This is a genomic window from Limnohabitans sp. MMS-10A-192 (assembly GCF_003063335.1).
Classification (GTDB): domain Bacteria; phylum Pseudomonadota; class Gammaproteobacteria; order Burkholderiales; family Burkholderiaceae_C; genus Limnohabitans_A.
Genome location: NZ_NERX01000006.1, coordinates 18,032 through 40,777 on the forward strand (window position 1 = coordinate 18,032; position 22,746 = coordinate 40,777).

At 57.6% G+C, this 22,746-nt stretch carries 27 protein-coding genes and 2 pseudogenes; 14 read left to right on the forward strand and 15 right to left on the reverse strand.

All coding sequences use genetic code 11. The annotated features are described in order from the left end of the window. Positions 1-4 precede the first annotated feature (4 nt). The 5 genes from pstB to B9Z43_RS17510 form a co-directional block, all read right to left on the reverse strand. Entirely contained in the window at positions 5-784 is a 780-nt protein-coding gene (gene pstB, locus B9Z43_RS12600) for a phosphate ABC transporter ATP-binding protein PstB (protein WP_108326188.1), read from the reverse strand. Positions 785-809: 25 nt separating this feature from the next. Next, positions 810-1,658, reverse strand: coding sequence for a phosphate ABC transporter permease PstA (gene pstA, locus B9Z43_RS12605; RefSeq protein ID WP_108326190.1), 849 nt, complete (start codon positions 1,656-1,658; stop codon positions 810-812). Positions 1,659-1,680: 22 nt separating this feature from the next. Then, the gene (gene pstC, locus B9Z43_RS12610; protein WP_199222312.1) at positions 1,681-2,667 is read right to left on the reverse strand and encodes a phosphate ABC transporter permease subunit PstC; all 987 of its coding nucleotides are present in this window, start codon (positions 2,665-2,667) and stop codon (positions 1,681-1,683) included. A 105-nt stretch (positions 2,668-2,772) separates the two neighbouring features. After that, positions 2,773-3,789: a phosphate ABC transporter substrate-binding protein PstS gene (gene pstS, locus B9Z43_RS12615; RefSeq protein ID WP_108326195.1), complete on the reverse strand. Its 1,017-nt coding sequence runs from the start codon at positions 3,787-3,789 to the stop codon at positions 2,773-2,775. Between the two features lie 29 nt (positions 3,790-3,818). Beyond that, complete coding sequence (locus tag B9Z43_RS17510) at positions 3,819-3,947, reverse strand: hypothetical protein (protein ID WP_255417100.1); 129 nt, start codon at positions 3,945-3,947, stop codon at positions 3,819-3,821. 71 nt (positions 3,948-4,018) lie between these two features. On the opposite strand from B9Z43_RS17510, the gene B9Z43_RS12620 reads away from it, so the two are divergent. The 5 genes from B9Z43_RS12620 to B9Z43_RS12640 all read left to right on the forward strand — a co-directional run bounded on the left by B9Z43_RS12620 (position 4,019) and on the right by B9Z43_RS12640 (position 9,121). Further along, positions 4,019-5,299, forward strand: a complete 1,281-nt coding sequence (locus B9Z43_RS12620) for a DUF4010 domain-containing protein (RefSeq protein ID WP_108326198.1) — start codon at positions 4,019-4,021, stop codon at positions 5,297-5,299. 14 nt (positions 5,300-5,313) lie between these two features. Then, positions 5,314-6,132, forward strand: a complete 819-nt coding sequence (locus B9Z43_RS12625; RefSeq protein WP_108326200.1) for a PPK2 family polyphosphate kinase — start codon at positions 5,314-5,316, stop codon at positions 6,130-6,132. A 3-nt stretch (positions 6,133-6,135) separates the two neighbouring features. Next, complete coding sequence (locus tag B9Z43_RS12630; RefSeq protein ID WP_108326203.1) at positions 6,136-6,975, forward strand: CHAD domain-containing protein; 840 nt, start codon at positions 6,136-6,138, stop codon at positions 6,973-6,975. Positions 6,976-7,045: 70 nt separating this feature from the next. Beyond that, positions 7,046-8,545, forward strand: coding sequence for an exopolyphosphatase (gene ppx, locus B9Z43_RS12635; protein ID WP_108326491.1), 1,500 nt, complete (start codon positions 7,046-7,048; stop codon positions 8,543-8,545). Positions 8,546-8,638: 93 nt separating this feature from the next. Beyond that, complete coding sequence (locus tag B9Z43_RS12640) at positions 8,639-9,121, forward strand: hypothetical protein (RefSeq protein WP_108326205.1); 483 nt, start codon at positions 8,639-8,641, stop codon at positions 9,119-9,121. Between the two features lie 4 nt (positions 9,122-9,125). Here the strand turns inward: B9Z43_RS12640 and B9Z43_RS12645 are convergent, their stop codons facing one another. From B9Z43_RS12645 to B9Z43_RS17070, 6 genes are all read right to left on the reverse strand, one after another. Then, positions 9,126-9,587, reverse strand: coding sequence for a histidine phosphatase family protein (locus B9Z43_RS12645; RefSeq protein ID WP_108326492.1), 462 nt, complete (start codon positions 9,585-9,587; stop codon positions 9,126-9,128). Positions 9,588-9,589: 2 nt separating this feature from the next. Continuing rightward, entirely contained in the window at positions 9,590-11,674 is a 2,085-nt protein-coding gene (gene ppk1, locus B9Z43_RS12650; protein ID WP_199222313.1) for a polyphosphate kinase 1, read from the reverse strand. 63 nt (positions 11,675-11,737) lie between these two features. Further along, a complete protein-coding gene (locus tag B9Z43_RS12655) occupies positions 11,738-12,796 on the reverse strand; it encodes a glycosyltransferase family 1 protein (protein ID WP_108326209.1) in 1,059 nt (352 codons plus the stop codon). Further along, positions 12,793-13,707: a UDP-2,3-diacylglucosamine diphosphatase gene (locus B9Z43_RS12660; protein WP_369910315.1), complete on the reverse strand. Its 915-nt coding sequence runs from the start codon at positions 13,705-13,707 to the stop codon at positions 12,793-12,795. Before B9Z43_RS12660 ends, B9Z43_RS12655 begins: the two co-directional genes overlap by 4 nt. Positions 13,708-13,712: 5 nt before the next feature. Further along, positions 13,713-14,555, reverse strand: coding sequence for a GNAT family N-acetyltransferase (locus B9Z43_RS12665; RefSeq protein ID WP_108326212.1), 843 nt, complete (start codon positions 14,553-14,555; stop codon positions 13,713-13,715). Between the two features lie 107 nt (positions 14,556-14,662). Then, positions 14,663-15,187: an HD domain-containing protein gene (locus tag B9Z43_RS17070; RefSeq protein ID WP_146183890.1), complete on the reverse strand. Its 525-nt coding sequence runs from the start codon at positions 15,185-15,187 to the stop codon at positions 14,663-14,665. A 109-nt stretch (positions 15,188-15,296) separates the two neighbouring features. On the opposite strand from B9Z43_RS17070, the gene B9Z43_RS12670 reads away from it, so the two are divergent. From B9Z43_RS12670 to B9Z43_RS12685, 3 genes and pseudogenes are all read left to right on the forward strand, one after another. Then, complete coding sequence (locus B9Z43_RS12670; protein WP_158270116.1) at positions 15,297-15,716, forward strand: ATP-binding cassette domain-containing protein; 420 nt, start codon at positions 15,297-15,299, stop codon at positions 15,714-15,716. A 552-nt stretch (positions 15,717-16,268) separates the two neighbouring features. After that, positions 16,269-16,813: pseudogene (locus B9Z43_RS12680) on the forward strand (NUDIX domain-containing protein). Between the two features lie 114 nt (positions 16,814-16,927). Then, positions 16,928-17,998, forward strand: coding sequence for a porin (locus B9Z43_RS12685; protein WP_108326217.1), 1,071 nt, complete (start codon positions 16,928-16,930; stop codon positions 17,996-17,998). 85 nt (positions 17,999-18,083) lie between these two features. Here B9Z43_RS12685 and B9Z43_RS12690 read toward each other — a convergent pair. The 3 genes and pseudogenes from B9Z43_RS12690 to B9Z43_RS17550 form a co-directional block, all read right to left on the reverse strand. Further along, positions 18,084-18,463, reverse strand: a pseudogene (locus tag B9Z43_RS12690) (acyl-CoA synthetase); the annotation flags it as partial. A 175-nt stretch (positions 18,464-18,638) separates the two neighbouring features. After that, positions 18,639-19,016, reverse strand: a complete 378-nt coding sequence (locus tag B9Z43_RS12695; RefSeq protein WP_158270117.1) for a porin — start codon at positions 19,014-19,016, stop codon at positions 18,639-18,641. A gap of 387 nt (positions 19,017-19,403) precedes the next feature. Then, a complete protein-coding gene (locus B9Z43_RS17550; RefSeq protein WP_369910317.1) occupies positions 19,404-19,637 on the reverse strand; it encodes a hypothetical protein in 234 nt (77 codons plus the stop codon). Between B9Z43_RS17550 and B9Z43_RS17555 the strand changes: the two genes are divergently transcribed. Next, complete coding sequence (locus tag B9Z43_RS17555; RefSeq protein ID WP_369910319.1) at positions 19,579-19,710, forward strand: hypothetical protein; 132 nt, start codon at positions 19,579-19,581, stop codon at positions 19,708-19,710. The genes B9Z43_RS17550 and B9Z43_RS17555 overlap by 59 nt on opposite strands. Here the strand turns inward: B9Z43_RS17555 and B9Z43_RS17560 are convergent. Then, entirely contained in the window at positions 19,655-19,780 is a 126-nt protein-coding gene (locus tag B9Z43_RS17560; protein WP_369910266.1) for a hypothetical protein, read from the reverse strand. The two genes, B9Z43_RS17555 and B9Z43_RS17560, sit on opposite strands and share 56 nt — an antisense overlap. Before the next feature lie 85 nt (positions 19,781-19,865). Here B9Z43_RS17560 and B9Z43_RS12705 point away from each other — a divergent pair, with 85 nt between their 5' ends. The 5 genes from B9Z43_RS12705 to arsB are packed head-to-tail and all read left to right on the forward strand — an operon-like array spanning position 19,866 to position 22,726. Then, positions 19,866-20,189, forward strand: coding sequence for a helix-turn-helix transcriptional regulator (locus B9Z43_RS12705; RefSeq protein WP_108326222.1), 324 nt, complete (start codon positions 19,866-19,868; stop codon positions 20,187-20,189). Between the two features lie 11 nt (positions 20,190-20,200). Further along, positions 20,201-20,686: an ArsI/CadI family heavy metal resistance metalloenzyme gene (locus tag B9Z43_RS12710; protein WP_108326224.1), complete on the forward strand. Its 486-nt coding sequence runs from the start codon at positions 20,201-20,203 to the stop codon at positions 20,684-20,686. A gap of 6 nt (positions 20,687-20,692) precedes the next feature. Beyond that, positions 20,693-21,190: an arsenate reductase ArsC gene (locus tag B9Z43_RS12715; protein WP_108326227.1), complete on the forward strand. Its 498-nt coding sequence runs from the start codon at positions 20,693-20,695 to the stop codon at positions 21,188-21,190. 11 nt (positions 21,191-21,201) lie between these two features. After that, entirely contained in the window at positions 21,202-21,696 is a 495-nt protein-coding gene (locus tag B9Z43_RS12720) for an arsenate reductase ArsC (protein WP_108326230.1), read from the forward strand. Positions 21,697-21,706: 10 nt separating this feature from the next. Next, a complete protein-coding gene (gene arsB / locus B9Z43_RS12725; protein ID WP_108326232.1) occupies positions 21,707-22,726 on the forward strand; it encodes an ACR3 family arsenite efflux transporter in 1,020 nt (339 codons plus the stop codon). The last annotated feature ends 20 nt before the right edge of the window (positions 22,727-22,746 follow it).

Sequence of the window (22,746 nt, forward strand, 5' to 3'; positions counted from 1 at the left end):
CTGATCAGCCGAAACGGCCGGTGATGTAGTCTTCGGTTTCCTGGCGGGCGGGCTTCATGAAGATCTGTTCGGTCTGACCAAACTCCATCAACTCACCCAAGTACATGTAGGCCGTGAAATCCGACACACGCGCTGCTTGCTGCATGTTGTGGGTCACGATCGCCACGGTGTGGTCTTTCTTCAGCTCGCTCACCAACTCTTCCACCTTGGCGGTCGAAATGGGGTCCAGCGCCGAGGTGGGCTCGTCCAGCAAGATGACCGAGGGCTTGACCGCCACGGTGCGCGCAATGCACAAGCGCTGCTGCTGACCACCCGACAAGGACAGGCCGCTTTGGCCGAGTTTGTCTTTGACCTCTGTCCAGATCGCCGCCTTGGTCAGCGCCCATTCCACGCGCTCGTCCATCTCGGAGCGGCTGAGCTTTTCATACAAGCGGATGCCAAATGCGATGTTGTCGTAGATCGACATCGGGAACGGCGTGGGTTTTTGGAACACCATGCCCACTCGGGCGCGCAGCAAGTTCAGGTCTTGCTTGGCTTCCAGAATGTTCTGACCATAAAAATTGATCTCGCCCTCGGCGCGCTGACCGGGGTAGAGGCTGTACATGCGGTTGAGCGTGCGCAGCAAGGTGGACTTGCCGCAACCCGAAGGGCCGATGAAAGCGGTGACCTTGTTTTCGGCGATGTCCAGGTTGACGTTCTTCAAGCCCTTGAAGGCGCCATAAAAAAAGTTCAAGTTGCGAATTTCAATCGCATTTTTCAATGGCAGGTTTTGCGTTGTAGGCATTGGAAATTCCATCCATTCAAAAAGATTAGCCTTGGGCTTTTTCGCGGAAAAACACGCGGGCCAAGATGTTCAGGATCAAAACTGTCAAGGTGATCAGCAAGGCACCACCCCAGGCCAGGCGCACCCAGTTGTCGTAAGGGCTCATGGCGAACTGGAAAATCACCACAGGCAAGTTGGCCATGGGCGCATTCATGTTGGTGGAGAAGAATTGGTTGTTCAGCGCGGTGAACAGCAACGGTGCCGTCTCGCCGCTGATGCGGGCCAGCGCCAGCAACAAACCCGTCATGACACCCGACTTGGCTGCGCGCAAGGTGATGAAGGTGGCCACTTTCCAGCGCGGCGCACCCAAGGCAAAGGCCGCTTCACGCAAGCTGCCGGGCACCAGGCGCAGCATGTTTTCGGTGGTGCGCACCACCACAGGCACAGCGATCAGTGACAAGGCCAAGGACCCGGCCCAGCCCGAAAAGTGCTGCACCTGCGCCACCAAAACCGCATAGACAAACAAGCCCAAAACGATCGAAGGCGCCGACAACATGATGTCGGTCACAAAGCGGGTGAGCTCTGCGGTTTTGCTCTGATCACCATATTCGGCCAGGTACACTCCGGCGAAGATGCCAATGGGTGTGCTCACAAAAGCCGTCACCAGCACCATCATCAAGCTGCCCACGATGGCATTGGCCAAGCCACCGCCTTCGGAACCGGGGGCCGGCGTGGATTGCGTGAACATGGCCCAATCGAGCGCAGCCAAGCCATTGGACAGCAGCACAAACAAGATCCACAGCAAGACGAACAGGCCCAAGCCCATCGCCGTCAAAGACAAAGTCAAACCGATCCGGTTGGCCACTTGTCTGCGTTTGTAAATTTTCAGATCCATCGTATTTCTCCAGTGCGAGGCATCAAGTCTTGGTGCCCTTGGCTTTTTCTGCGCGGATCAACATGATCTTGGCAATGCTCAAGACGATGAAGGTGATCACGAACAGCAAGAAGCCCAATGCGAACAAGGTGGACAAGTGAAAGTCCGCCGCTTCGCCAAACTCGTTGGCCAAGGTCGACGCGATGGTGGTACCGGGCGAAAACAAGGAAGCGCTCAGGCGCTGCGAATTGCCAATCACGAAAGTCACTGCCATGGTCTCGCCCAACGCACGGCCCAAGCCCAACATGACACCGCCGATCACACCCTTTTGGGTGTAAGGCAAGACGATGCTGCGCACGACCTCCCAGGTAGTGCAACCCAGGCCATAAGCCGACTCGCGCAAGATGGGCGGCACGATCTCAAACACGTCGCGCATCACCGCCGCAATGAAGGGCACGATCATGAACGCCAGCACAATGCCCGCAGCCAAAATGCCCACGCCGTTCATGGCCCCGCCAAACAGGCTGCCGATGATGGGCATCTTGCCCAAGGTGGACTGCAAAGCGGGTTGGCCATATTCGGCAAACAAGGGCGCAAAGATGAACAAACCAAACATGCCGTAAATGATGGAAGGCACAGCCGCCAACAATTCAATGGCCGTGCCCAAGGGGCGGCGCAAATAAGTCGGGCAGGTCTCGGTCAGAAACAAGGCAATGCCAAATGACAAGGGCACGGCAATCAGCAAGGCGATCAATGCGCTGACCAAAGTACCGAAGATGGCAATCGCGGCGCCAAACTCTTCATTGACGATGTCCCACTCGACACGCCAGATGAACTGGAAACCGAATTTGGCCAATGCCGGCCAGGCATTGATCAGCAAGGAAATGATGATGCCCATCAGGGCAAACAAGACCAGCAGCGAAAAGCTCAGTGTGATCTTGTGAAAAAAGAAATCCTGAATGCGTTGACGCTTCACGACGGACAGCATGTTGTGATCGGGCGCGTGGCTGGCCTTTTCGATCGGGTCCATTTGTATTCCTTGTGACAACTGCATGGTAGACACCCATTTGAACAAAAACCCCTCACCCTGGAAGGTGAGGGGCCCGGAAGTCGGAAGCCCGACTCCCCCAAAAAATCACTTGATCTCGGTCCAGACCTTGCTGCGGATCTGAGCAGTCAAGCTGTCAGGCAGTGGCACATAGTCCAGGTCAGCGGCCATCTTCTTGCCATTCTTGAAAGCCCAGTCAAAGAACTTCAGAACTTCATCCGAAGAGGCTTTGTCGGTGGGTTTCTTGTACATCAAGATGAACGATGCGGTGCTGATGGGCCAGCTGTCATTGCCCTTGGCGTTGACCATCGACACACCCATGCCAGGCACGCTGAACCAGTCAGCGCCTGCAGCGGCAGCCGCAAAGGTCACATCATCGGGGCTGACGTATTTGCCGGAGGCATTGAGCAGTTGCAAGAAATTCATGTTGTTTTTCTTGACGTAGGCGTATTCCACGTAACCCACAGCGCCTTTGACGCGGTTCACGTTGGCGGCCACACCTTCGTTGCCCTTGCCGCCCACAGAAGAGTCCGCTGGCCACTTGACCGCAGCGCCCTTGCCCACTTTGTCGGCCCAGTCTTTGCTGATGGACGTCAGGTAGTCGGTGAAGTTGAACGTGGTGCCGGAGCCGTCTGCGCGGTGCACAACAGTGATGGCCTGATCAGGCAACTTCTTGCCGGGGTTCAGAGCTGCCAGCTTGGCATCGTTCCATTTGGTGATCGCACCCAAGTAAATCTCAGCCAACACGGGGCCGCTGATGCGCAGCTCGCCTGGCTTGAAACCTTCCAGATTGACCACAGGCACCGTGCCGCCAATGATGGCTGGGAACTGCACCATGCCGTCTTTGTCCAGATCAGCACCTGACACAGGGGCGTCAGAAGCACCAAATGTCACCGTTTTGGCACGGATTTGTTTCAGACCGCCCGAAGAACCAATCGATTGGTAGTTCAAGCCTGTGCCCGTGGCGGCCTTGTAAGCCTCCGCCCATTTGGCGTACATGGGGTAGGGGAAGGTGGCGCCAGCGCCGGTGATGTCGGCAGCCCAGCTGGTGGCGGCCAAAACGCTCAAGCCCACGGCGGCAATCACGGATTTCATTTTCAACATATCAACTCCTGGTTCAGGGTCATCAAAAGTCAGGGGGTCAGGAATTTGACCGCCCTTTCATTCATGGAATCGAATTTAACGGTCGATTGTGACAAGAATGTGTCAAACAAAAAACGGCTGTGTTTCAGCGCACGGAAGCCAAGGGCGATCATCGCCATGATGGCCTTATCTGCCGAGCACCCCGGTCCACGGCCCAAGCCTTTGCGTATTTTTGGATTCAAAACATGTCATGCTGACGCTCGCCGACCCTGCAGCACTCATCCCGCTTTCTGTGGCATTGGGCATCGGTCTGCTGGTTGGCACGGAAAGAGAGCGCCACAAAGGCAGCGGTCCCCACCGCCGTTCCGCTGGCATCCGGACCTTCACGGGGGCGGCGATGCTGGGCTTTGCAGCGCAAAGTCTGGACGCGCCGTGGTTGGTGAGCGCGGCTTTGCTGACCCTGGGCGCCCTGACCATGAGCGCTTACCAGCAATCGAGGCAACACGATCCGGGCCTGACCTCGGAAGTCGCCATTTTGCTGACCTGTCTGCTGGGCGCACTGTCGGGCGCATCCCCTGAATTGGCTGCCATCATGGGCATCGCCCTGGCGGCCATCTTGGCCGCGCGTGAAGAAATGCACCGCTTTGTGCACCAGGTCATCACCGAACAAGAACTCAAAGACGTGATCATTTTCCTGGCAGCGGCCATGATCTTGCTGCCGCTGAGCCCAGACCATGACACGGGCCCTTTTCAAGCCATCAACCCGCATGACCTGGCGCGCTTTGTGGTCGCGGTCATGAGCATCAGCGCCTTGGGCTACATGGCCAAACGCATATTGGGCATGCGGGCTGGCATGGCCCTGACCGGTTTTGCCGGTGGTTTCATCTCCAGCACGGCCACCATCTTGACCATGGGCCAGGCCGCCCAACGCGAGCCACACGTGCTGCATGCCGCCGCCATGGGCGCGGTGCTGTCCACGGTCTCGACCATGGTGCAGCTGGGCTTGTTGCTGGCCCTCTTTTTGCCCAGCCTGTTGCCATACATGCTTTTGCCCATCGGCCTGGGCTGCTGCACGGCGGGTCTTTATGCGCTGTGGCTGTACAAAGCCCATGAACCGGAATGCATGCCACCGAATCTGGACCTGAGGGGGCATGCCTTTGAGCACAAGACCACCCTGATCCTCAGCCTGGCGGTGCTCAGCATCACCGTCATGACCGCCGCCTTGAACCACTGGCTGGGCGAACCCGGTGTGCTCATCGCCAGCATGCTCGCAGGCCTGGTGGACGCGCACTCCAGCGTGGCCTCCATGAGCAGCTTGGTCCACCAAGGTCACGCCTCACTGCCCCAAGCACAGCTGGCCATTTTGTTGGCCGTCAGCACCAACAGCCTGAGCAAGTCCGCCGTCGCCATCGGTGCTGGTGGCAAAGCCTTTGCAGTCTTGATCCTGCCCGGTCTGCTGCTGGTGATCGCAGCAGTGTGGCTGGGCGCATGGGCCAGGCTGTGGCTCGCCAGCACCATCGGACCACTTTGACAAGGAGAAAACGCATGAGCCAAATCGACTGGTCCGACTGGCGCGTGTCCGCCGGACACCCTGTGAATTTGTCCGACAGACCCACTTTGCCCGCCGCGCACACGGAGGCCGAAAAGCCACTGTGGCCCGTTCGCATGGCCGAACTGGCAGACCAGCTCAACCGGCTGCAAGCCACGCTTCATGCCTGCAAAACACGGGCATTGCTCTTGGTGCTGCAAGGCATGGACACCGCAGGCAAAGACGGCTGTATCCGCAGTGTCTTTGCACACATCAGCCCCTTGGGCGTGCGGGCCGAGGCTTTTGGCGTGCCCCTGGCGCTGGAACAACAGCACGATTTCCTTTGGCGCATCCATGCCAAAACCCCGGCACTGGGGGAGATGGTGATTTTCAACCGCAGCCATTACGAAGATGTGCTGGTGCCCGTTGTGCAGGGCACCCTGCAGCGGTCCCTGTGCGAAAAAAGACACCACCACATCCGGCACTTTGAAGCCTTGCTACACGACAGTGGCGTTGCGGTCGTCAAATGCTATTTGCACATCTCCAAACACGAACAGAAAAAGCGCCTGCAAGCCCGGCTGGACGACCCTTTGAAACACTGGAAAGTCCAGGCTTCTGACTTTGAAGACCGCCGGCACTGGCGTGCCTACATGCACGCGTACGAAAACGCCATGCAAGCGACCTGCAGCGACGAAGCGCCTTGGTATGTGGTGCCCGCCGATTCGAAGCCTTACCGCGATCTGTTGGTGGCCGAACTGCTGGTGCACACCCTGCAGGGCATGTCCTTGGTGATGCCCAGACCGAAGCTGGACCTGGCCGATTTCAAAATGAGGTGACCCATGCCGCGCACCACAAGGGCCAGAAGCCGGGCCGTTCAAAACCTGCTGCCCAACCCCGAGCAACAAGCCTGGTGGTTTGTGAAGCACCTGCTGCGGACCTCGCTGCAAGACACCCGGTCTTTGCTCCTGACCTGGACGCAGACCCGGCAAACAGAAACCTTGCACCAGGCACGGGTGGCGTGGCGGCGTCAAAAATCCCTTTTGAAGTTTTACAGGCCCCTGCTACCTGAACCGCCTCACCGCCACAACGATGCGCTTCAAACTTTGTGGCACCTGACGGGGCAGCTGCGCAATCTGGATGTGGCACTGGAATGCACCCTGCCCGCCTGGCGCCAAGCCCACCCGGATGCGGGCACCCACGAGTGGGCAGGCCTGGTGCAGCAACTGCACCAGGATCGTCAACTGGCGCGGCATGATTTGGCCAAGGAAATAGCAAGACCGCGCACCACGGCCAGGTTCCAGCAACTGCGCACCTGGATGAAACGCCTGGACAGTGTCACCTTGAAGGTTCGGCGCAAATCCTTCGAAAAATGGGCCCAACACAGGCTGCGGCGTTTGCATCGCAAGATCAAGTCCCAAAGGCATCCCTTCACGCCTGAGCGACAGCACCGATGCCGCATTCTGCTCAAACAAGAGCGGCATGCGCTGGAGAGTCTGCTGGCGAGCCAACCCAACAAAAAATGGCAAGCACAGCTCAAGCGCGTCAGAAAAAAACAAATCGCCTGGGGCCGTGCGCAGGACATGCAAATGGTGTTGAACCTGATCGAAGGAACTGGGCACTGTCCCGACTTGACTCACGCTTGGCGCGCATCGATGGGCCTCTTGGAATCTTCACGGTGAAAACTGCTTGTCATCAAAAATTCAAATATCCGTCACATAATCCGTGCCACTGCTGTCACCGATTCGCACCATGCAAACCAAGTCCCTTTTCGCCGCCATTGACCTTGGCTCCAACAGTTTCCGTCTGGAAATCGGTCAACTGGAGGCGGGACACCTCAGGCGCGTGGAATACATCAAGGAAACCGTGCGCCAAGGCAATGGCCTGGATGCCGAGCGCAACTTGAGCGAAGCCGCCATGCAGCGCGGTTGGGACTGCCTGGCCCGCTTTGCCGAACGCATCGCAGGCTTTCAAGCCAGCCAAGTGCGTGCGGTGGCCACCCAGACCATGCGTGAGGCGCGCAACCGTGAGGTCTTCCTGGCCAAAGCCAAAGACATTCTGGGTTTCCCGATCGAAGTCATCGCTGGACGCGAAGAAGCGCGCCTGATTTACCTGGGCGTGTCACACCTCTTGCCCCAGTCGGCTGAACGCCGCCTAGTGGTGGACATAGGTGGGCGCTCGACCGAATTGATCCTGGGCCAAAACGCCCAAGCGAAAACGCTAGAGTCCTACCGGGTGGGCAGCGTGGCTTGGTCGATGAAGTACTTCCCGGATGGGCAATGGACCCATTCAGCCTTCAGGGCTGCCGAGATCGCGGCCAAAGCCATTCTGGACGAGGCGCAGATCCACTACTCCCGCTCAAGTTGGGACACCTGTTACGGCTCCTCCGGCACCGTGGGCGCGGTGGCCGACGTGCTGGCCCTGGCGGGCTGGCCTGAAGGCTTGATCACGCGCGATGGGCTCGACTGGCTCAAAGACAAACTGCTCAAGGCGCAAAAACCTGAGTACCTCAAAATTGAAGGCATCAAAGAAGACCGTCGACCGGTCATCGGTGGTGGCCTGGCCGTGCTGCGTGCCGTTTTTGATCTGCTGCAGATTGACGAGATGGTCGCCGCTCAAGGCGCCCTGCGCCACGGCGCCTTGTACGACCTGCTTGACCGCGAAAGCCCACATGACGATGTGCGCTCGCACATGGTGGACTGGCTCACACAACGTTTTGGTTCTGACCTCATGCAGGCCGAACGCGTCTCGCGCACGGCACAAACCCTGTTGACCAACATGCTGGGCCAAGACGGCGATGACACGGAAACAGCGCGCCATTTGCGCAAAGTGCATTGGGCAGCGCAGTTGCACGAAGTGGGCATGCGCATCGCTCACAGCGATTACCACAAGCACGGCGCCTACATTCTGGACAACACCGACATGCCGGGCTTCACGATCGACGAATTGCACCGCCTGAGTCAGCTGGTGCTCGGCCACCGCGGCAAGCTTCGCAAGCTCGATGCGCCCTTGCAAGACCCCCTGTTTGTCCAGCAGCTCATGGCCTTGCGCATGAGCGTGATCCTGTGCCATGCCCGCCGCGAGCCAGACACCTCGTCGATCGAGCTGAGTGTGGACGCGACAAGGCGAACCGCCAGGCTCAAGCTCGGCGCGCCATGGGCAGAACAATGGCCACAATCGGCTCATTTGCTGAGCGAAGAAAGCGTCGCCTGGTTCAAAACTGGCTGGGAACTCAAGGTACAAGTCCTCTAAGAAGCGCGACCGAACAGACTTAGACTGCGCAGTCATTGATTTTCTTTCACCAACGGTATAAACTGTATGCACCGTTTTTTTAAAGGAAACCACATGACTACTTCGCCCGCAACAAACCAGCCAGCTGCACCCAGCAAGGCCGCAAACCCAGTCGCCAAACCTGTGGCCAAAGCACCCGCCAAAAAAGCGCAGCGTACAGCACCTAAAGCCAAGCTGGCAACGACGCCACGCGCGCCCCAAGCGGCATCCAAGGCAGCACCTGCCAAAGCACCACGCAAAGCTGCAGTCAAACCAAGCCCAGCCAAGCCCGCTGTGACCAAGCCTCAAGCAGCCAAAACCAAACCGGTCAAAGAGAAAAAAGTGAAAGTCGTGCGCGACAGCTTCACCATCCCTAAAACCGAATTCACGCAAATCGCCGACATGAAAAAACGCGCAATGACCTTGGGCGTCGAGATCAAGAAAAGCGAATTGATCCGCGCCGGGCTGCAAATCATTTCGGGCTTGCCAGACGCCAGCTTCAAGAAAGCGCTGGCCGCCATCCCTACGGTAAAAACAGGCCGCCCCAGCAAAGCTTGAAGGTTCAGAGCCGATCGGGCACGGTGACCGACATGATCACCGTCTGGTTGACGCCCTCGCGCTGGCGGCTGCGCAGCCACCAGACGGCCCCCTTGCGAACAGGGCATGGTGTGTCCACCATCTGCAGCAGTCGGGAAGCCACCGCACCCAGCGATGGCTGGTGCCCCACCAACACCACCGGGTATTTGGCGTGGGGCCAGCCTGCGGTTTCCAACAAATCCTCTACCGATGCCCCTGGCGACAGGGCATCGCGCACTTTGTACCGACGCCCCAAAGCACGCACCGTTTGTTCGGTCCGCACAGCAGGGCTGCTGAAAATCCTCACACCATCGGGCAGCTGACGATCGAGCCATACCGCCATCCGAGCAGCATGCTTTTCGCCCCGTGTGGTCAAAGCCCTTTGCATATCGTCTTGCCCCGGCTCGGCATCGTGGGCTTCCGCATGTCGCCACAAGATCAAGTCCATGCTCACTCCTGCGAGGGGGCGGCGCTGTAACGCGCCATCAAGGCGTTTTGTGCGCCATGCCCCGTGGCATTCAGACCCACACGGTGGTAACGACCATCGGGTGCCAGGTCCCAAGCGTCTTTGCTGTCGTGCAAATAAGCCAGCAGACACTCATCAATGATGCGCTGGAGCAAAACCGGGTCATCCACAGGCCAGGCCAACTCGACGCGGCGCATCATGTTGCGGCTCATCCAGTCGGCACTCGACAGGTACAAAGACTCCGTCTCGCCCGCGCGGAAATAAAACACGCGCGAATGTTCGAGGAAGCGGCCAATGACCGATCGCACCCGGATGTTTTCGCTCACACCGGGCACACCGGCGGGCAACATGCAGGCCCCGCGAATGATCAAGTCGATCTGGGCGCCTTGCTGGCCTGCAGCCATCAGGGCCTCAACCAAAGGCACATCGGTCAGTGAATTCATCTTCAAAACAATGCGACCACCCCGACCTGCAGCCGCTGCCGTGCCTGCGGCGCGGATGCGCGAGAGCATGTCGGCATGCAGCGTGAACGGTGCCACCAGCAAGCGCTTCATCTTGGGCAAGCTGCTCTGGCTGGCCAGATGACCGAACAGCTGGTCCATGTCCAGGGTGATGGCAGGGTCGGCCGTCAGGTAGCTGATGTCGGTGTACAGCCTGGCCGTGCGCGGGTTGTAGTTGCCTGTGGACAAATGGCCATAACGGCGCAAGCTGCGACCTTCGCGACGGGTGACCAAGAGCATCTTGGCGTGGGTCTTGAGGCCCACCACACCATAGACCACCTGCGCACCAATCGATTCGAGTTGTTCGGCCCAGTTGATGTTGGCCTCTTCGTCAAAGCGGGCCTTGAGCTCCACCACCGCCGTGACTTCCTTGCCCTGACGCACAGCCTCACGCAGCAGATCGATCATGGCCGGATCGCTGCCCGTTCGGTAAATGGTTTGCTTGATGGCCAGCACGTTCGGGTCTGACACCGCTTCGCGCAAAAAAGCCAGTACACCGTCAAAGCTCTCAAAGGGTTGGTGAATGAGCACATCGCCCTCGCGCAAGCGCGACAGGATCGAGCCGTGCGCAGGCAGTTGCTGCGGAAAGCTCGCTTTGTAAGGCGGAAACAGCAATTGGGGCGCCTGCGCCAGATCGATCAGTTGCATCAAACGCACCAAGTTCACAGGCCCGTTGACACGGAATACCGACAACTCGGGCAACTGGAATTCTTTGCGCAAAAACTCGGCCAAGCGCAAGGAGCAATCCGACGACACCTCCAGGCGAACGGCTTGGCCGTAGTTGCGGTGTTGCAGGCCCTGACGCAAAGCGGTGCGCAGATTGCCGACATCGTCTTCGTCCACCGCCAGATCGGAATGGCGCGTCACACGGAATTGCGAGAACTGCCCCACCCCACGGCCCGGAAACAACTCGGCCAAATGCGCACGGATCACGCTGGACAAGAGCACAAACGACGTCGCACCGCCACACAATTTGGCCGGCAGCGGTATCAAGCGCGGCAAAACGCGCGGTACTTTGACAATGGCAATTTCATTGGAACGGCCAAAGGCATCTTTGCCCGAGAGCTGAACGATGAAGTTCAAAGACTTGTTGGCCACCTGCGGGAAGGGGTGTGCGGGATCGAGCCCCACCGGGACCAGCAAGGGCTGGACTTCGCGCTGGAAATAACTGCGCACCCAGCGGCGCTGCTCGGCGTTTCGATCACCATGAGACAGGATGCGAAAACCCTGCCGTTCCAAAGCGGGCAGCAAATCGTCGTTGTACAGGGCGTACTGGCGCGCCACCATGGCATTGGCATGCTCGGTGATGGCCGACAAACTGTTTTGTGTGTAAGGCCCGGTGCGCAGGCCTTGCAAGGCGCCCATCACATGGGGTTCAGCCCGGACCTCGAAAAATTCGTCCAAGTTGGACGAGACGATGCACAAATAGCGCAAACGCTCCAACAAGGGCACATCGGGGCGGTGCGCCCAATCGAGAACCCGCTCGTTGAAAGCCAGAATGCTCAGGTCACGGTCCAGCAAGGACGATGGCGCTTTGTTGCTTTGACTTTTGAAGGATTCAGAACTCATGATTTTTTTTGTCATCTCAATGCAGTCTGATCCTAAGAACCATTCAAGTCATTTTGATGACAATTATGTGAACGCCTCGCGTCCGACCTCGGTGCGTTGATGCACATTGACCAAGTGAGCAGCAAAGCTTTTGGCCGTCTGAGGCCAGTCAAAGTGCGTGGACCGGCCACGGGCCTCGGCACGCGGGATGCGCAGGGCTTGGGCCACGGCCTGGTTCAGGTCTTCGTGCAAGACACCGCCCATCACGCCGCCTGCGTCTGCCCCCAAGACCTGCAAGGGGCCATCCACCGGGTAGGCGGCCACGGGCGTGCCGCAAGCCATGGCTTCAAGCATGACCAAACCGAAGGTCTCGTTTTTGGACGGGAACACGAACACATCGCTGGCGGCATATATCTGGGCCAACTCGGTGCGGGGCAAAACGCCCATCCACACCACATCGGGAAAGCGTTGTCGCAAACTGTCCTCCAAAGGGCCCACCCCGCACACGATGCGGGTGCCAGGCAGCTTCATAGACAAGAAGGCCTCGATGTTTTTTTCATAGGACACGCGGCCCACAAACAAAGACAGGGGCCTGGGCAAATGCGCCAATGCAGGCAAGTCCAGCGGCTTGTCGTGGTATTGAAACAAAGCCAAGTCCACGCCATGCGTCCAGGGTTTGAGATGTTCAAAGCCTCGTGCTTTGAGCATGTCCAGCACGCCTTGGGTAGGCACCATCACGCCCGAAGAGGGACGGTGAAAGTGACGGAACAAGGCATAGCCCCAAGACAAGGGCACACGCAAGGCGGCATTCAGGATTTCAGGGAACTTGGTGTGAAACGCCGTGGTGAATGCCAGGCGGCGTTTGAGGCAATAACGACGTCCGGCCCAGCCCAGCGGCCCTTCGGTGGCGAGGTGGATCGCTTCGGGTTGCATCTGGTCAAGCATTTCGGCCAAGTGCTTGGCAGGGCGCACGGCCAAATCGATGCCTTTGTAGCCCGGACAGGGTTTGTTTTCAAACAGCCCAGGGTGGATCACCTCGACTTGCACACCCAGTGGGGCCAAGGCAGCCACCAGCTCGTGCAGCGTGGTGACCACGCCATTGACTTGCGGATGCCATGCATCGGTGATCAACGCCAACTTCATGCCAAAGCCTCCACAGCGTTCATCTCGCGCACCGTCACAGCCTCGCCTGCGCCCCAATGGATGATCTCCAAACGGCCATCCATGTGCTCGACCAGCGCTGTGCGGCTTTCGACCCAATCGCCATCGTTGCAATACAAGATCCCATTGACGTCACGGATCTCGGCGTGGTGAATGTGACCGCACACGGCACCGTCATAGCCACGGCGCTTGGCTTCTTGTGCCACAGCGACTTCAAAGTCGCTGATGAAGTTGACGGCTTTCTTGACTTTGAGTTTCAAATAGGCCGACAAAGACCAATAGCCCAATCCCATGCGGGCACGCCAACTGTTGAGGTAGCGATTGAGCTTCAGGGTCAATTCATACAGCCAGTCCCCGACGTAAGCCAGCCACTTGGCGCACTGGATCACACCATCGAAATGGTCACCGTGAATGACCCACAATTTGAGGCCTGTCGCCGTGGTGTGCACCGTGTCATGAACCACCTCGACGCCGCCAAAGGCATGCCCCACAAAGTGCCGCGCAAACTCGTCGTGGTTGCCTGGCACATAAATGACACGGCAGCCCTTGCGGGCACGGCGGAGTAACTTCTGCACCACATCGTTGTGACTTTGAGGCCAAAACCAACGGCGACGCAATTGCCAACCATCAACGATGTCACCCACCAAGTACAGCGTTTCACACCGGTGGTGCTTCAAAAAATCCAACAAAGCATAGGCCTGAAATCCAGGGGTTCCGATGTGCAGGTCAGAAATAAAAATCGCCCGCAACCGGGGGCGGTCTGCGGGCGATTCGTCATCTTCTGGTAGGGCCACAAGGTGGGCAGGTACACCGGCCACAGCGCCAGTCAGCGGACTGGTGGCCATCGGCGGCGCCTCAAACAACAAGGCTGTTTGCAGGTCTGCGACGGGCATGCGCATCAAACGCTCCCGGAAAAATGGCGGCGATACCGTGCGGGGATATCGGCAGTTTGCATCATCATGGGCAAGTCGGCCGTGTTGAAATCTGGGTCCCATGCAGGAGCGCCCAAAATTTTCGCACCCAAGCGCAAATAACCTTTGATCAGCGCAGGCGGCTCGATCGACAGGTCGTGCTCCAACTCTTCCACGGGCAATGGCAATCGGGGACGCACGTGGAATTGAATGGGCGCCAGATGCGTTTCGCGCAGTTGGTGCCAGATACTGGCTGCTGCGTTGCCGGTGACGATGCCGTTGTGCAGCATCGGAATGCTCGCGCAACCGATCATCACATCCAGGCGGTTGCGCTCCATGAATTCAAACAAGGCACCCCACAGGGCCATGATCACGCCGCCTTGTCGGTGATCGGCATGCACACAGCTGCGGCCCAGCTCGACCATGCGGCTGCGCAGGTTGCGCAAACGGGTCAGGTCAAACTCGGTGTCGCTGTAGGTGCTGCCGGCGCGTTTGGCCTGCTCGGGCGTCAGCACGCGGTAGGTGCCAATCACCTGGCCAGTGGCTGATTCGCGCACCAGCAGGTGTTCGCAGTAATCATCGAACAAGTCGATGTCATGACCGGGCACCTTGGTGGACAGACGCGCCCCCATTTCGGTGCCAAAGATGTCAAACCTCAGTCGCTGCGCTTCACGGACCTCGTCTTGATGCTTTGCCCAACTGACCTCAATACCGCTTTGGGCGCGGCGAGGCAGGAAATCAACAGCGGAGTTGGACTGCGCCGGATGAAGTGACCCCCTGGGCAAATTCAAGGGGGACAGCGCGAAGGTGGGGCTGGGCAACTCTTTCATGAGAACACTCCTTTTAATCATTTTTCTAATGATCAAATAGGCATGTGACACCCGAAAGTCGGACTCATGAAATTTTCATGACGATGCAAAAACATCAAGTTTTGTCGTCACATCAAAGCATCCTCGCTACTGTCTTCAAACCAAGATTTCTTCTTACCCAGATCGTCACATACACGCAACTTCAAAGCATCCTTGAAATAGGGCAAACGCTCAAAATCCGCCAACTCTTGAACCGACATAGCAACCCCTTGCAAATTCAAGCTTCTGATCGAATCCGCTGAAAGCTTATTCGGATTAGAAGGGGTCGTTGTCACCAAATACCGTTTGGCCTGAACATGCCAGCGGACAGGCTCCGCAACAGCCTGTCCAAATAGCGGCGCCAAAATGTCCGCTGCCACTACTTCATGGCGATCATCCTCTCCACGCAAGCTTGGAGTTTCAGGGCTATTCACCCAAAAATGTCCCAAATCATGCAACCAACTGGCCAACTGCAGTGCGGCACTTGCGCCAGATTTTTCTGCCAGACGACCACATTGCCGTGCGTGTTCCAACTGCGTGACAGGCTCACCAACATAAAGTCGATCAACGCCCTGAGGGTAGAAGTCCAAAATCGTCCCTTGAATTTCATGCATGAGTGCATGTTGCACAACCAGCACGAAATCTTTGTGACAGTCAAATGATGGTGAGCGGATGAAGTGTCATAAATTTTTCAAACCAGATTCACACTGCATCTGCAATATCATGGATATGCATGTCACACCATCAGGTATTCGAGCCTTCAATGCGACGAAGTTATTCAAAAGATCCAGCAAAGCACTGGATGGCCTCAATCTGAACATTGAAGCTGGCGAATGCGTAAGGCTGCTCGGCGCATCAGGATCTGGAAAATCGACACTTTTGGGCAGTCCTTGTGGTCTGGAACGACTCGACGGCCTCACCAGCGAATTTGAAGTCTTCGGCAATACTCTCCAGAAATCTGGCCATCTGGGCCCGCGCATCCGGAATTTGCGTACTGACATTGGCATCATTTTTCAGCAATTCAATCTGGTAGTTCGCATGGATGTGCTAACCAATGTGATGACCGGCTTATTGCGGCAAGTCCCTCTTTACAGAAGTCTTCTTCGCAGATTTGCGGCTGAAGAACAACTCCTCGCTGCATAAGCACTCCATGCTGTTCGGCTCACGGATCAGGCATTGCATCGCGCGTCCACATTGTCTGAATGACAACAACAACGTTCGGTCCTTCGCCTTTGCCCTTTTGGCCTCAGCGGCCCCGGCTTGCAGCTACTACGACCTCTGCTGACTTCTAGCTCCGGCAAAGCCGTCTTCCTTTCAGAAACAAAGCGAGATCTCCCCAGGTAAGGGTCGCACACCTTCATCGCACTTTCCGCCGCATCTACGCCACTTCGCCTTGGTCACAATAGATTCGTGGTCATCGGCCCTTTCGCCCTGCTTGACAGCGCCTTCAATGCGGATCTTATTCATCGACTCGCAATTTATGCTCTGCTCTTCCTTCCCACGCTCGGTCATCCTCACGCAGTTGCGCAACACTCAAGCTCACTGTGACCAGCTCGCAGCGAGACTTGCGCCCGCAGGTGTGCGCCCATGCTGGGCGCACCAAAAACAAAGCCTCCACGGTTCAAGACCCTGGAGGCTTTTTTCTGCAGGGAAATGGTTAGACTCGAATCGCTTCCTACCCACAAAGCACCCACGATGTTTGACTGCACCATTGGACACAGTCGGCAATGCGGCGCCCCGTTGCTCGGCGCTAGCCCGATGACGGCGACACCCGTGACCGCGCCATCTGCACAGTCTTCCACACGGTTCACTACGAAAACCCGCTCAACGTGGTCGGTACCGTACCGCAACTGGGCGACAAAGTCTTGCTGTGCAAGCGCAACATCGAGCCGCGTAAAGGCAAATGGACCTTGCCAACTGGCTTCATGGAGTTGGGCGAGTCCGCCTCACAAGGCGCTGCCCACAAGACCATTGAAGAAGCCGGATCACAGTTCATCATGAAAGACTTTTTCACCGTCATGAGCGTGCCCAGCGTCGGGCAAGTCCGCCTGTACGACCTGGCTCACCTGACCAGCGACCAATTTGACCCGAGCCACGAAACGATGAAAGCGCGTTTGTTCTCCGAAGCCGAGATCCCGTGGAACGAGTTGGCCTTTCGCACCGTCAAGGAAACACTTCAACGCTATTTTTCCGACCATAAAACAGGCCAATTTTCCACCTGTGCTTTCGACATCGATTGATGTGGCCATGACATGACCTGCGACCAAGCGCGTCATCAAATCTTCATTTGAATTTCATCTTTTTGTCACCTTGACACCCCAAACTCCGTTTGTTCTTTACATGGAGTCTGAACAATGAAATTCTCAAAAACCTTCATCGCCACAGCCACCCTTTTGGCCATGGCCCCCTTGGCACAAGCCGAAGTCAAAGCCGACGGCCTGCTTGAAATCTACGGTCGCGCCAGCTTCTCGGTCGACCAGTTGGACGACGGCGCCAACTACAAGCGCAACAACCTGTCCAGCAACGCTTCGCGTCTGGGCTTCAAAGGCAGCAAGAAAATCGGCAACCTGACCGGTATCTGGCAAATCGAACAGGAAATTCAAATCAATCTGAGCAACAGCAAAGATGACACGAACAACCGCTTGGCCTCACGCGACACCTTTGCTGGCTTGCAGGGCGATTTCGGTACTGTGCGCGCAGGCAAGTTCGACACCCCTTTCAAGACAGCACGCGAACCCTTCAACCTGTTTGGTGAGCAGCTGGGTGATATGCGTAACCTGACACGCGTGGGTGATGCCAAGTTCGACGAGCGCCTGAACAACATGCTCGAGTACCAGTCGCCCGTGATGAACGGCTTCCAAGCCAAGGTGGCGTATTCCTTCCACTCCGGCACCAGCGCGACCAATACCGGCGCTGTGGAAAACAAAGAAGACGCGACAAGCGCCTCTTTGGGCTACAAAGCCGGCGGTCTGGAGGCCACTCTGGCTTTCGAGAACTACGGTGCTGGCACCGCCACCACCGGCAAGCGCGAAGCCACACGCGCCGCCATCAGCTACAAGCTGACACCTGAGCTGCGTGTGATGGGCTTCTACCAAACAGATGACACGACCAGCGGCGGAAAGGACGTGGGCGCCGACGTGACCGGTCTCGGCTTGGAATACATGATCACCCCCACCGTGGCCCTCAAGGGTCACTACATGGACCGCAAGGCCAACGCGGCCAACTCGGACGCCAGCATGTACACCCTGGGTGCCGAATACCGCTATGACAAGGCCCTGCGTTTTTACGCCAGCTATGCCAGCTTGGACAACGGCACTGCTGTGAAGCTGGTGCCTTGGAAAGAAGGTCGTACGGCCGCACCTAGCGCTGGTACCAACGGCAAAACCACCTCTGGCGTGTCCATCGGCATGCGCTACGACTTCTGATCGGTCTGACGCACCACCGCCCAACAGGGCGGCCGGTGCTCTCCAAGGTGAAGGAGGCCCTTGCAAGGTGCCTCCTTTTTTTCGTTCAAACGCTGATGGCCTCTGCCGACCCCGCCTGCTTGCGCAATTCAAACTTCTGAATTTTGTCGGTTCTCGTCTTAGGCAACTCACCAAACACCACCGCACGCGGTACCTTGAAGCCCGCCAAGTGTTGCTTACAGTACGCCACGATCTGCTCGGCTGTGGCCTGGGCATCGGCCTTAGCTCCACAAAGGCACAAGGCGTCACGCCCCAGCCCGCATCGGGCTTGGCCATCACGGCCGCAGCCAGCACGGCTGGCTGACGGTACAGCACGTCTTCCACTTCGATGGACGAGAAGTTCTCGCTGCCCGAAATGATGATGTCCTTACTGCGGTCCTTGATCTTGATGTGGCCGTCGGGGTACTGCACCGCCAGGTCACCGCTGCCATGCCCAAATCGCAAGAAGCGCCCAGTGCATCATTCTTGAAAACGTCAACAGCGGTGGCTTTGGCTACGGAGTAAAGAGTTGGGGTACTCACACCTCCGAACTTGATGTCTTTGAGGGTGTTTTTGACTGTTTCTGCACCAAATTTCACAGCCAACGACCCGTTGACGTAATTCAAAAAAAAGCCTGCGAATCACGGGCATAGTTACCCAAGTAACCTGCAGCTGTGGGAGCCATATTGACGTCGAAGGTGTATTCGCTATCTTTGATCAGGGCATTGCGACGACCAAATATCGCGTCGCCCCAGCCACCACTCAGGCCCACAATGCCCGTACGTATCTTGATGGCTTGAGTTTCCGTGCAAGGATCGACTTCAAATTCCATCACGAAATTGGCTTTCAAACCGCTTGCAATCTCGCGCTCACCTTTGAAACCCACACAGCTGGCAGACAAACCGTTGGTGATGAAGTCGTGGGTTTCGGTTTTGACGCCAACACTGTTGGTGACGACGGAGTTGTTGCAAGCCACTTCAGCGATACCGTACAGGGGCACGGAACTTTGGTCAGGGCAGCAGTGGCGGCCATAACAACCATGGCCAATAGAGTTTTTTCATGATGAATATTTCCAGTTGTTTCAAATGCTGAATGTCAAAATAAATTTGTCATGCAAATTCCTGTGCATTCATTCCAACTTGCTGATTGGAAGTGGCTTGATTGAAACAACGAAAATGACCAATGCGTGAAATTTCTCGGCTATTGTTTATAGGATTAAAAAATATGAATTCATCAAATTTTCATCAACATTCATAAACGAACAGGCCCGCACGGTTTGGGTTTGTATTGCGGGACAACATCAACAGATCAATGAAACCCAGCCAACAAAAGCTTGCAGCCCGTGAAGAACATGCCGACAAACACCAACCGATAAAACAAGGCAGGCTCAATACGCATGCCCATCCACACCCGCAAGGGAGCCAAGGGCAAGAGCACCAAAGAGCTTGCAAAGTTGCGCATCCAAGTATTTGAAAAGCATGGTGCCAATCAAGATGCAGCACAGGACAATGGGCAGCATGAAACGCAGCAAGCGCTTGTCTAGGTCTTTTCTGAAGTCGGCTATGCCCAACGCATCCATGACAAAAAGCACCGGCATCAAGATCGCCGCTGCCCGAGGCACCGACACCGCCAAGGCCATCATTGGCACAGCCAATGAGCCCAGCCCAGCCCCGCGCCAAGACCGCTCTTGCTGATGCCCAGCAACAGCACCGCTGGCACAGAGACCAGATAGAAGAAGTGCTCGGTGTTGAAAGGCAGGTTCACTGCAAATTTACAGAGATGCGGCATCTCAGCCGCTGCGTCGGGTTTGAGTCATACAATTGACACACATTTCCAATAAAGTCGAAGTATGGAAGAAAAACAAGTCATCAAAGCCTTGGCCGCACTGGCCCAACCGCACCGCTTGCAACTGTTTCGCGCGCTGGTGGTCACGGGCGCACAGGGCTTGACCCCTGCCGTCATGGCCGAAGGCCTGGGTGTGCCTGCGGCCACCCTGTCTTTCCATCTGAAAGAGCTGCTCAACGCCGATCTGATCTCGCAAGAGCGCAGCGGCCGCCATCTGATTTACCGCGCGCAATACGCGCACATGAACGGCCTGCTCGCCTACCTGACCCAAAACTGCTGCCAAGGTGAGGCTTGCCTTGCCGAGCCAGCCACCGCTTGTCCCTGCTGAAAAGAACCACCATGAAAAGATTCCATGTCCATATTCGGGTCGAGGACCTGAGCGCAAGCGTTGCGTTTTACGAACGCCTGTTCTCGGCCCCACCCACTCGCTTAGAAACCGATTACGCCAAATGGATGCTTGACGATCCACGAGTGAACTTTGCCATCTCGACGCGCGGCGGGAAACCTGGCTTGGATCACCTGGGTTTCCAGACTGACACTTCCGAAGAGCTTGTGCAGCTGAAAGTCCAAGCCAACAACGCTGACATGCGCATGATCGATGAAGGCGAAACCTCCTGCTGCTACGCCCAAAGCGACAAGCACTGGATCACCGATCCACAAGGCATCGCCTGGGAACACTTCCACACCTTGGGCAATATCCCGGTCTTCAACGAAAACCAAGCCGTCAATGCGTCCGGCTCTGCCTGCTGCGCATCACCAACGGCCAAACCCGCCTCAGCCACCTCGGCCTGCTGCGGCCCCGCCTCTTCTTCCTCTTGCTGCTGAAGCGCCATGACACACCCTGTTTACAACGTTCTTTTCGTTTGCACCGGCAACTCGGTACGCTCCGTGATGGCCGAATGTCTGATGAATCATCTGGGCGCAGGCCGTTTCCACGCTTTTTCAGCAGGCAGCATGCCCAACGGCGCAGTCAACCCAAAAGCCTTGGCCACTCTCGCCAGCCTGGAAGTCCCCACACTGGGGGTGCGCAGCAAAAGCTGGGCCGAATTCAGCCAAGCCAATGCACCAGTGCTGGACTTCATATTCACCGTGTGTGACCGCGCTGCTGGCGAAGTCTGCCCCGTCTGGCCCGGACAGCCCGTCAGTGCGCACTGGGGTGTTGCCGATCCAGGCGACATGCCCGCACAGTCCACAGCAGAGGTCGAAAAGAACTTCCGCGACGCGGCCTACACACTCAAACGAAGGATCGAGTTGTTCATGGCCTTGCCATTTGACAGCCTGGACCGACTCTCTTTGCAAACCCACGCCCAGCGCATTGGCCAACAATAAGGAGCACCACCATGACCACCAACGTCCTCATTTTGTGCACCCACAACTCCGCCCGCAGCGTCTTGTCTGAAGGCATGCTCAACCACTGGGCCCGGCAACTGGGCCAAGACGTCCGCGCTTTCAGCGCAGGCAGTGCGCCCAGCGGTCGGCTCAACCCCTTTGCACTCGAAGCCTTGAGCCATGCGGGCATAGACACCAGCGGCTACCGCAGCAAAAGCTGGGATGAATTCACCGCGCCTGACGCACCCGAGATGCACATCGTCATCACCGTTTGCGACAGCGCCGCTGCCGAGACCTGCCCTTACTGGCCTGGCAGCCCGGTCAAAGTGCACTGGGGCTACCCCGATCCGTCCAACGCCTTGGGCGGTGACGAGGGCAAGCGCCAAGCCTTTGAGCTGACGCGCCAAGCAATTGGCTACCGCATGCTGCAGCTGCTGCAATTGCCAATGGACACGTTGAACGCGGCCCAACTGCAGGCTGAACTCGAGCGCATCTGCGCCAACTGAAAGAAGTGCCATGAACGTCTTTGAACGCTTTCTCACCCTCTGGGTTTTTCTGTGCATCGTGGTCGGCATCGCGCTCGGCCAACTTTTCCCAGCGATCTTTCAGGCGGTCGGCGGCATGGAGTTCGCCAAGGTCAACCTGCCCGTGGGCTTGCTGATCTGGGTGATGGTCATCCCCATGCTGGTCAAGGTGGACTTTGCCGCGCTGGGCCAGGTGCGCCAGCATGTGCGCGGCATTGGCGTGACCTTGTTCGTCAACTGGCTGGTCAAGCCGTTCTCGATGGCGCTGCTGGGCTGGATTTTCATCCGCCACCTGTTCGCGCCCTACTTGCCCGCTGACCAGCTGGACAGCTACATCGCTGGCCTCATCTTGCTGGCCGCTGCGCCCTGCACCGCCATGGTGTTTGTGTGGAGCCGCCTGACGAATGGCAACCCGCTGTTCACCCTGTCGCAAGTGGCGCTCAACGACAGCATCATGGTGTTCGCTTTTGCACCGCTGGTGGGTCTGCTGCTGGGCATGTCGGCCATCACCGTGCCGTGGGACACCTTGCTCACATCGGTCGTGCTGTACATCGTGATCCCGGTGCTGCTGGCGCAAGGGTGGCGCCGCCAACTGCTGCGCCGGGGTCAGGCCGCATTTGAGGCGGCCATGCAGCGCATGGGCCCTTGGTCCATCGCGGCCTTGCTGGCCACGCTGGTTTTGCTTTTTGCCTTCCAGGGCGAGGCCATCTTGCAGCAACCCCTGGTGATCGCGCTGCTGGCGGTGCCCATCTTGATCCAGGTCTTGTTCAACTCAGCGCTGGCCTATGGCCTGAACCGTGCCTTGGGCGAAAAGCACGAGATCGCCTGTCCCTCGGCACTGATCGGTGCATCCAACTTTTTCGAGCTGGCGGTGGCTGCGGCCATCAGCCTGTTTGGCTTCCACTCGGGTGCGGCGCTGGCCACGGTGGTGGGCGTGCTCATCGAGGTGCCGGTGATGCTGCTGGTGGTGCGCGTGGTCAACCAGAGCAAGGGCTGGTACGAAAAGGGCTGAGAGGGTCTGTGTCGGTCTGA

Excerpts from the sequence above, each read along its gene's own strand:
- pstB (WP_108326188.1), bottom strand. The coding sequence starts at position 784 with ATGCCTACAACGCAAAACCTGCCATTGAAAAATGCGATTGAAATTCGC.
- pstA (WP_108326190.1), bottom strand. The coding sequence starts at position 1,658 with ATGGATCTGAAAATTTACAAACGCAGACAAGTGGCCAACCGGATCGGT.
- pstC (WP_199222312.1), bottom strand. The coding sequence starts at position 2,667 with ATGGACCCGATCGAAAAGGCCAGCCACGCGCCCGATCACAACATGCTG.
- pstS (WP_108326195.1), bottom strand. The coding sequence starts at position 3,789 with ATGTTGAAAATGAAATCCGTGATTGCCGCCGTGGGCTTGAGCGTTTTG.
- B9Z43_RS17510 (WP_255417100.1), bottom strand. The coding sequence starts at position 3,947 with ATGGCGATGATCGCCCTTGGCTTCCGTGCGCTGAAACACAGCCGTTTT.
- B9Z43_RS12620 (WP_108326198.1), top strand. The coding sequence starts at position 4,019 with ATGCTGACGCTCGCCGACCCTGCAGCACTCATCCCGCTTTCTGTGGCA.
- B9Z43_RS12625 (WP_108326200.1), top strand. The coding sequence starts at position 5,314 with ATGAGCCAAATCGACTGGTCCGACTGGCGCGTGTCCGCCGGACACCCT.
- B9Z43_RS12630 (WP_108326203.1), top strand. The coding sequence starts at position 6,136 with ATGCCGCGCACCACAAGGGCCAGAAGCCGGGCCGTTCAAAACCTGCTG.
- ppx (WP_108326491.1), top strand. The coding sequence starts at position 7,046 with ATGCAAACCAAGTCCCTTTTCGCCGCCATTGACCTTGGCTCCAACAGT.
- B9Z43_RS12640 (WP_108326205.1), top strand. The coding sequence starts at position 8,639 with ATGACTACTTCGCCCGCAACAAACCAGCCAGCTGCACCCAGCAAGGCC.
- B9Z43_RS12645 (WP_108326492.1), bottom strand. The coding sequence starts at position 9,587 with ATGGACTTGATCTTGTGGCGACATGCGGAAGCCCACGATGCCGAGCCG.
- ppk1 (WP_199222313.1), bottom strand. The coding sequence starts at position 11,674 with ATGAGTTCTGAATCCTTCAAAAGTCAAAGCAACAAAGCGCCATCGTCC.
- B9Z43_RS12655 (WP_108326209.1), bottom strand. The coding sequence starts at position 12,796 with ATGAAGTTGGCGTTGATCACCGATGCATGGCATCCGCAAGTCAATGGC.
- B9Z43_RS12660 (WP_369910315.1), bottom strand. The coding sequence starts at position 13,707 with ATGCCCGTCGCAGACCTGCAAACAGCCTTGTTGTTTGAGGCGCCGCCG.
- B9Z43_RS12665 (WP_108326212.1), bottom strand. The coding sequence starts at position 14,555 with ATGAAAGAGTTGCCCAGCCCCACCTTCGCGCTGTCCCCCTTGAATTTG.
- B9Z43_RS17070 (WP_146183890.1), bottom strand. The coding sequence starts at position 15,187 with ATGCATGAAATTCAAGGGACGATTTTGGACTTCTACCCTCAGGGCGTT.
- B9Z43_RS12670 (WP_158270116.1), top strand. The coding sequence starts at position 15,297 with ATGGATATGCATGTCACACCATCAGGTATTCGAGCCTTCAATGCGACG.
- B9Z43_RS12685 (WP_108326217.1), top strand. The coding sequence starts at position 16,928 with ATGAAATTCTCAAAAACCTTCATCGCCACAGCCACCCTTTTGGCCATG.
- B9Z43_RS17555 (WP_369910319.1), top strand. The coding sequence starts at position 19,579 with ATGCCCAACGCATCCATGACAAAAAGCACCGGCATCAAGATCGCCGCT.
- B9Z43_RS12705 (WP_108326222.1), top strand. The coding sequence starts at position 19,866 with ATGGAAGAAAAACAAGTCATCAAAGCCTTGGCCGCACTGGCCCAACCG.
- B9Z43_RS12710 (WP_108326224.1), top strand. The coding sequence starts at position 20,201 with ATGAAAAGATTCCATGTCCATATTCGGGTCGAGGACCTGAGCGCAAGC.
- B9Z43_RS12715 (WP_108326227.1), top strand. The coding sequence starts at position 20,693 with ATGACACACCCTGTTTACAACGTTCTTTTCGTTTGCACCGGCAACTCG.
- B9Z43_RS12720 (WP_108326230.1), top strand. The coding sequence starts at position 21,202 with ATGACCACCAACGTCCTCATTTTGTGCACCCACAACTCCGCCCGCAGC.
- arsB (WP_108326232.1), top strand. The coding sequence starts at position 21,707 with ATGAACGTCTTTGAACGCTTTCTCACCCTCTGGGTTTTTCTGTGCATC.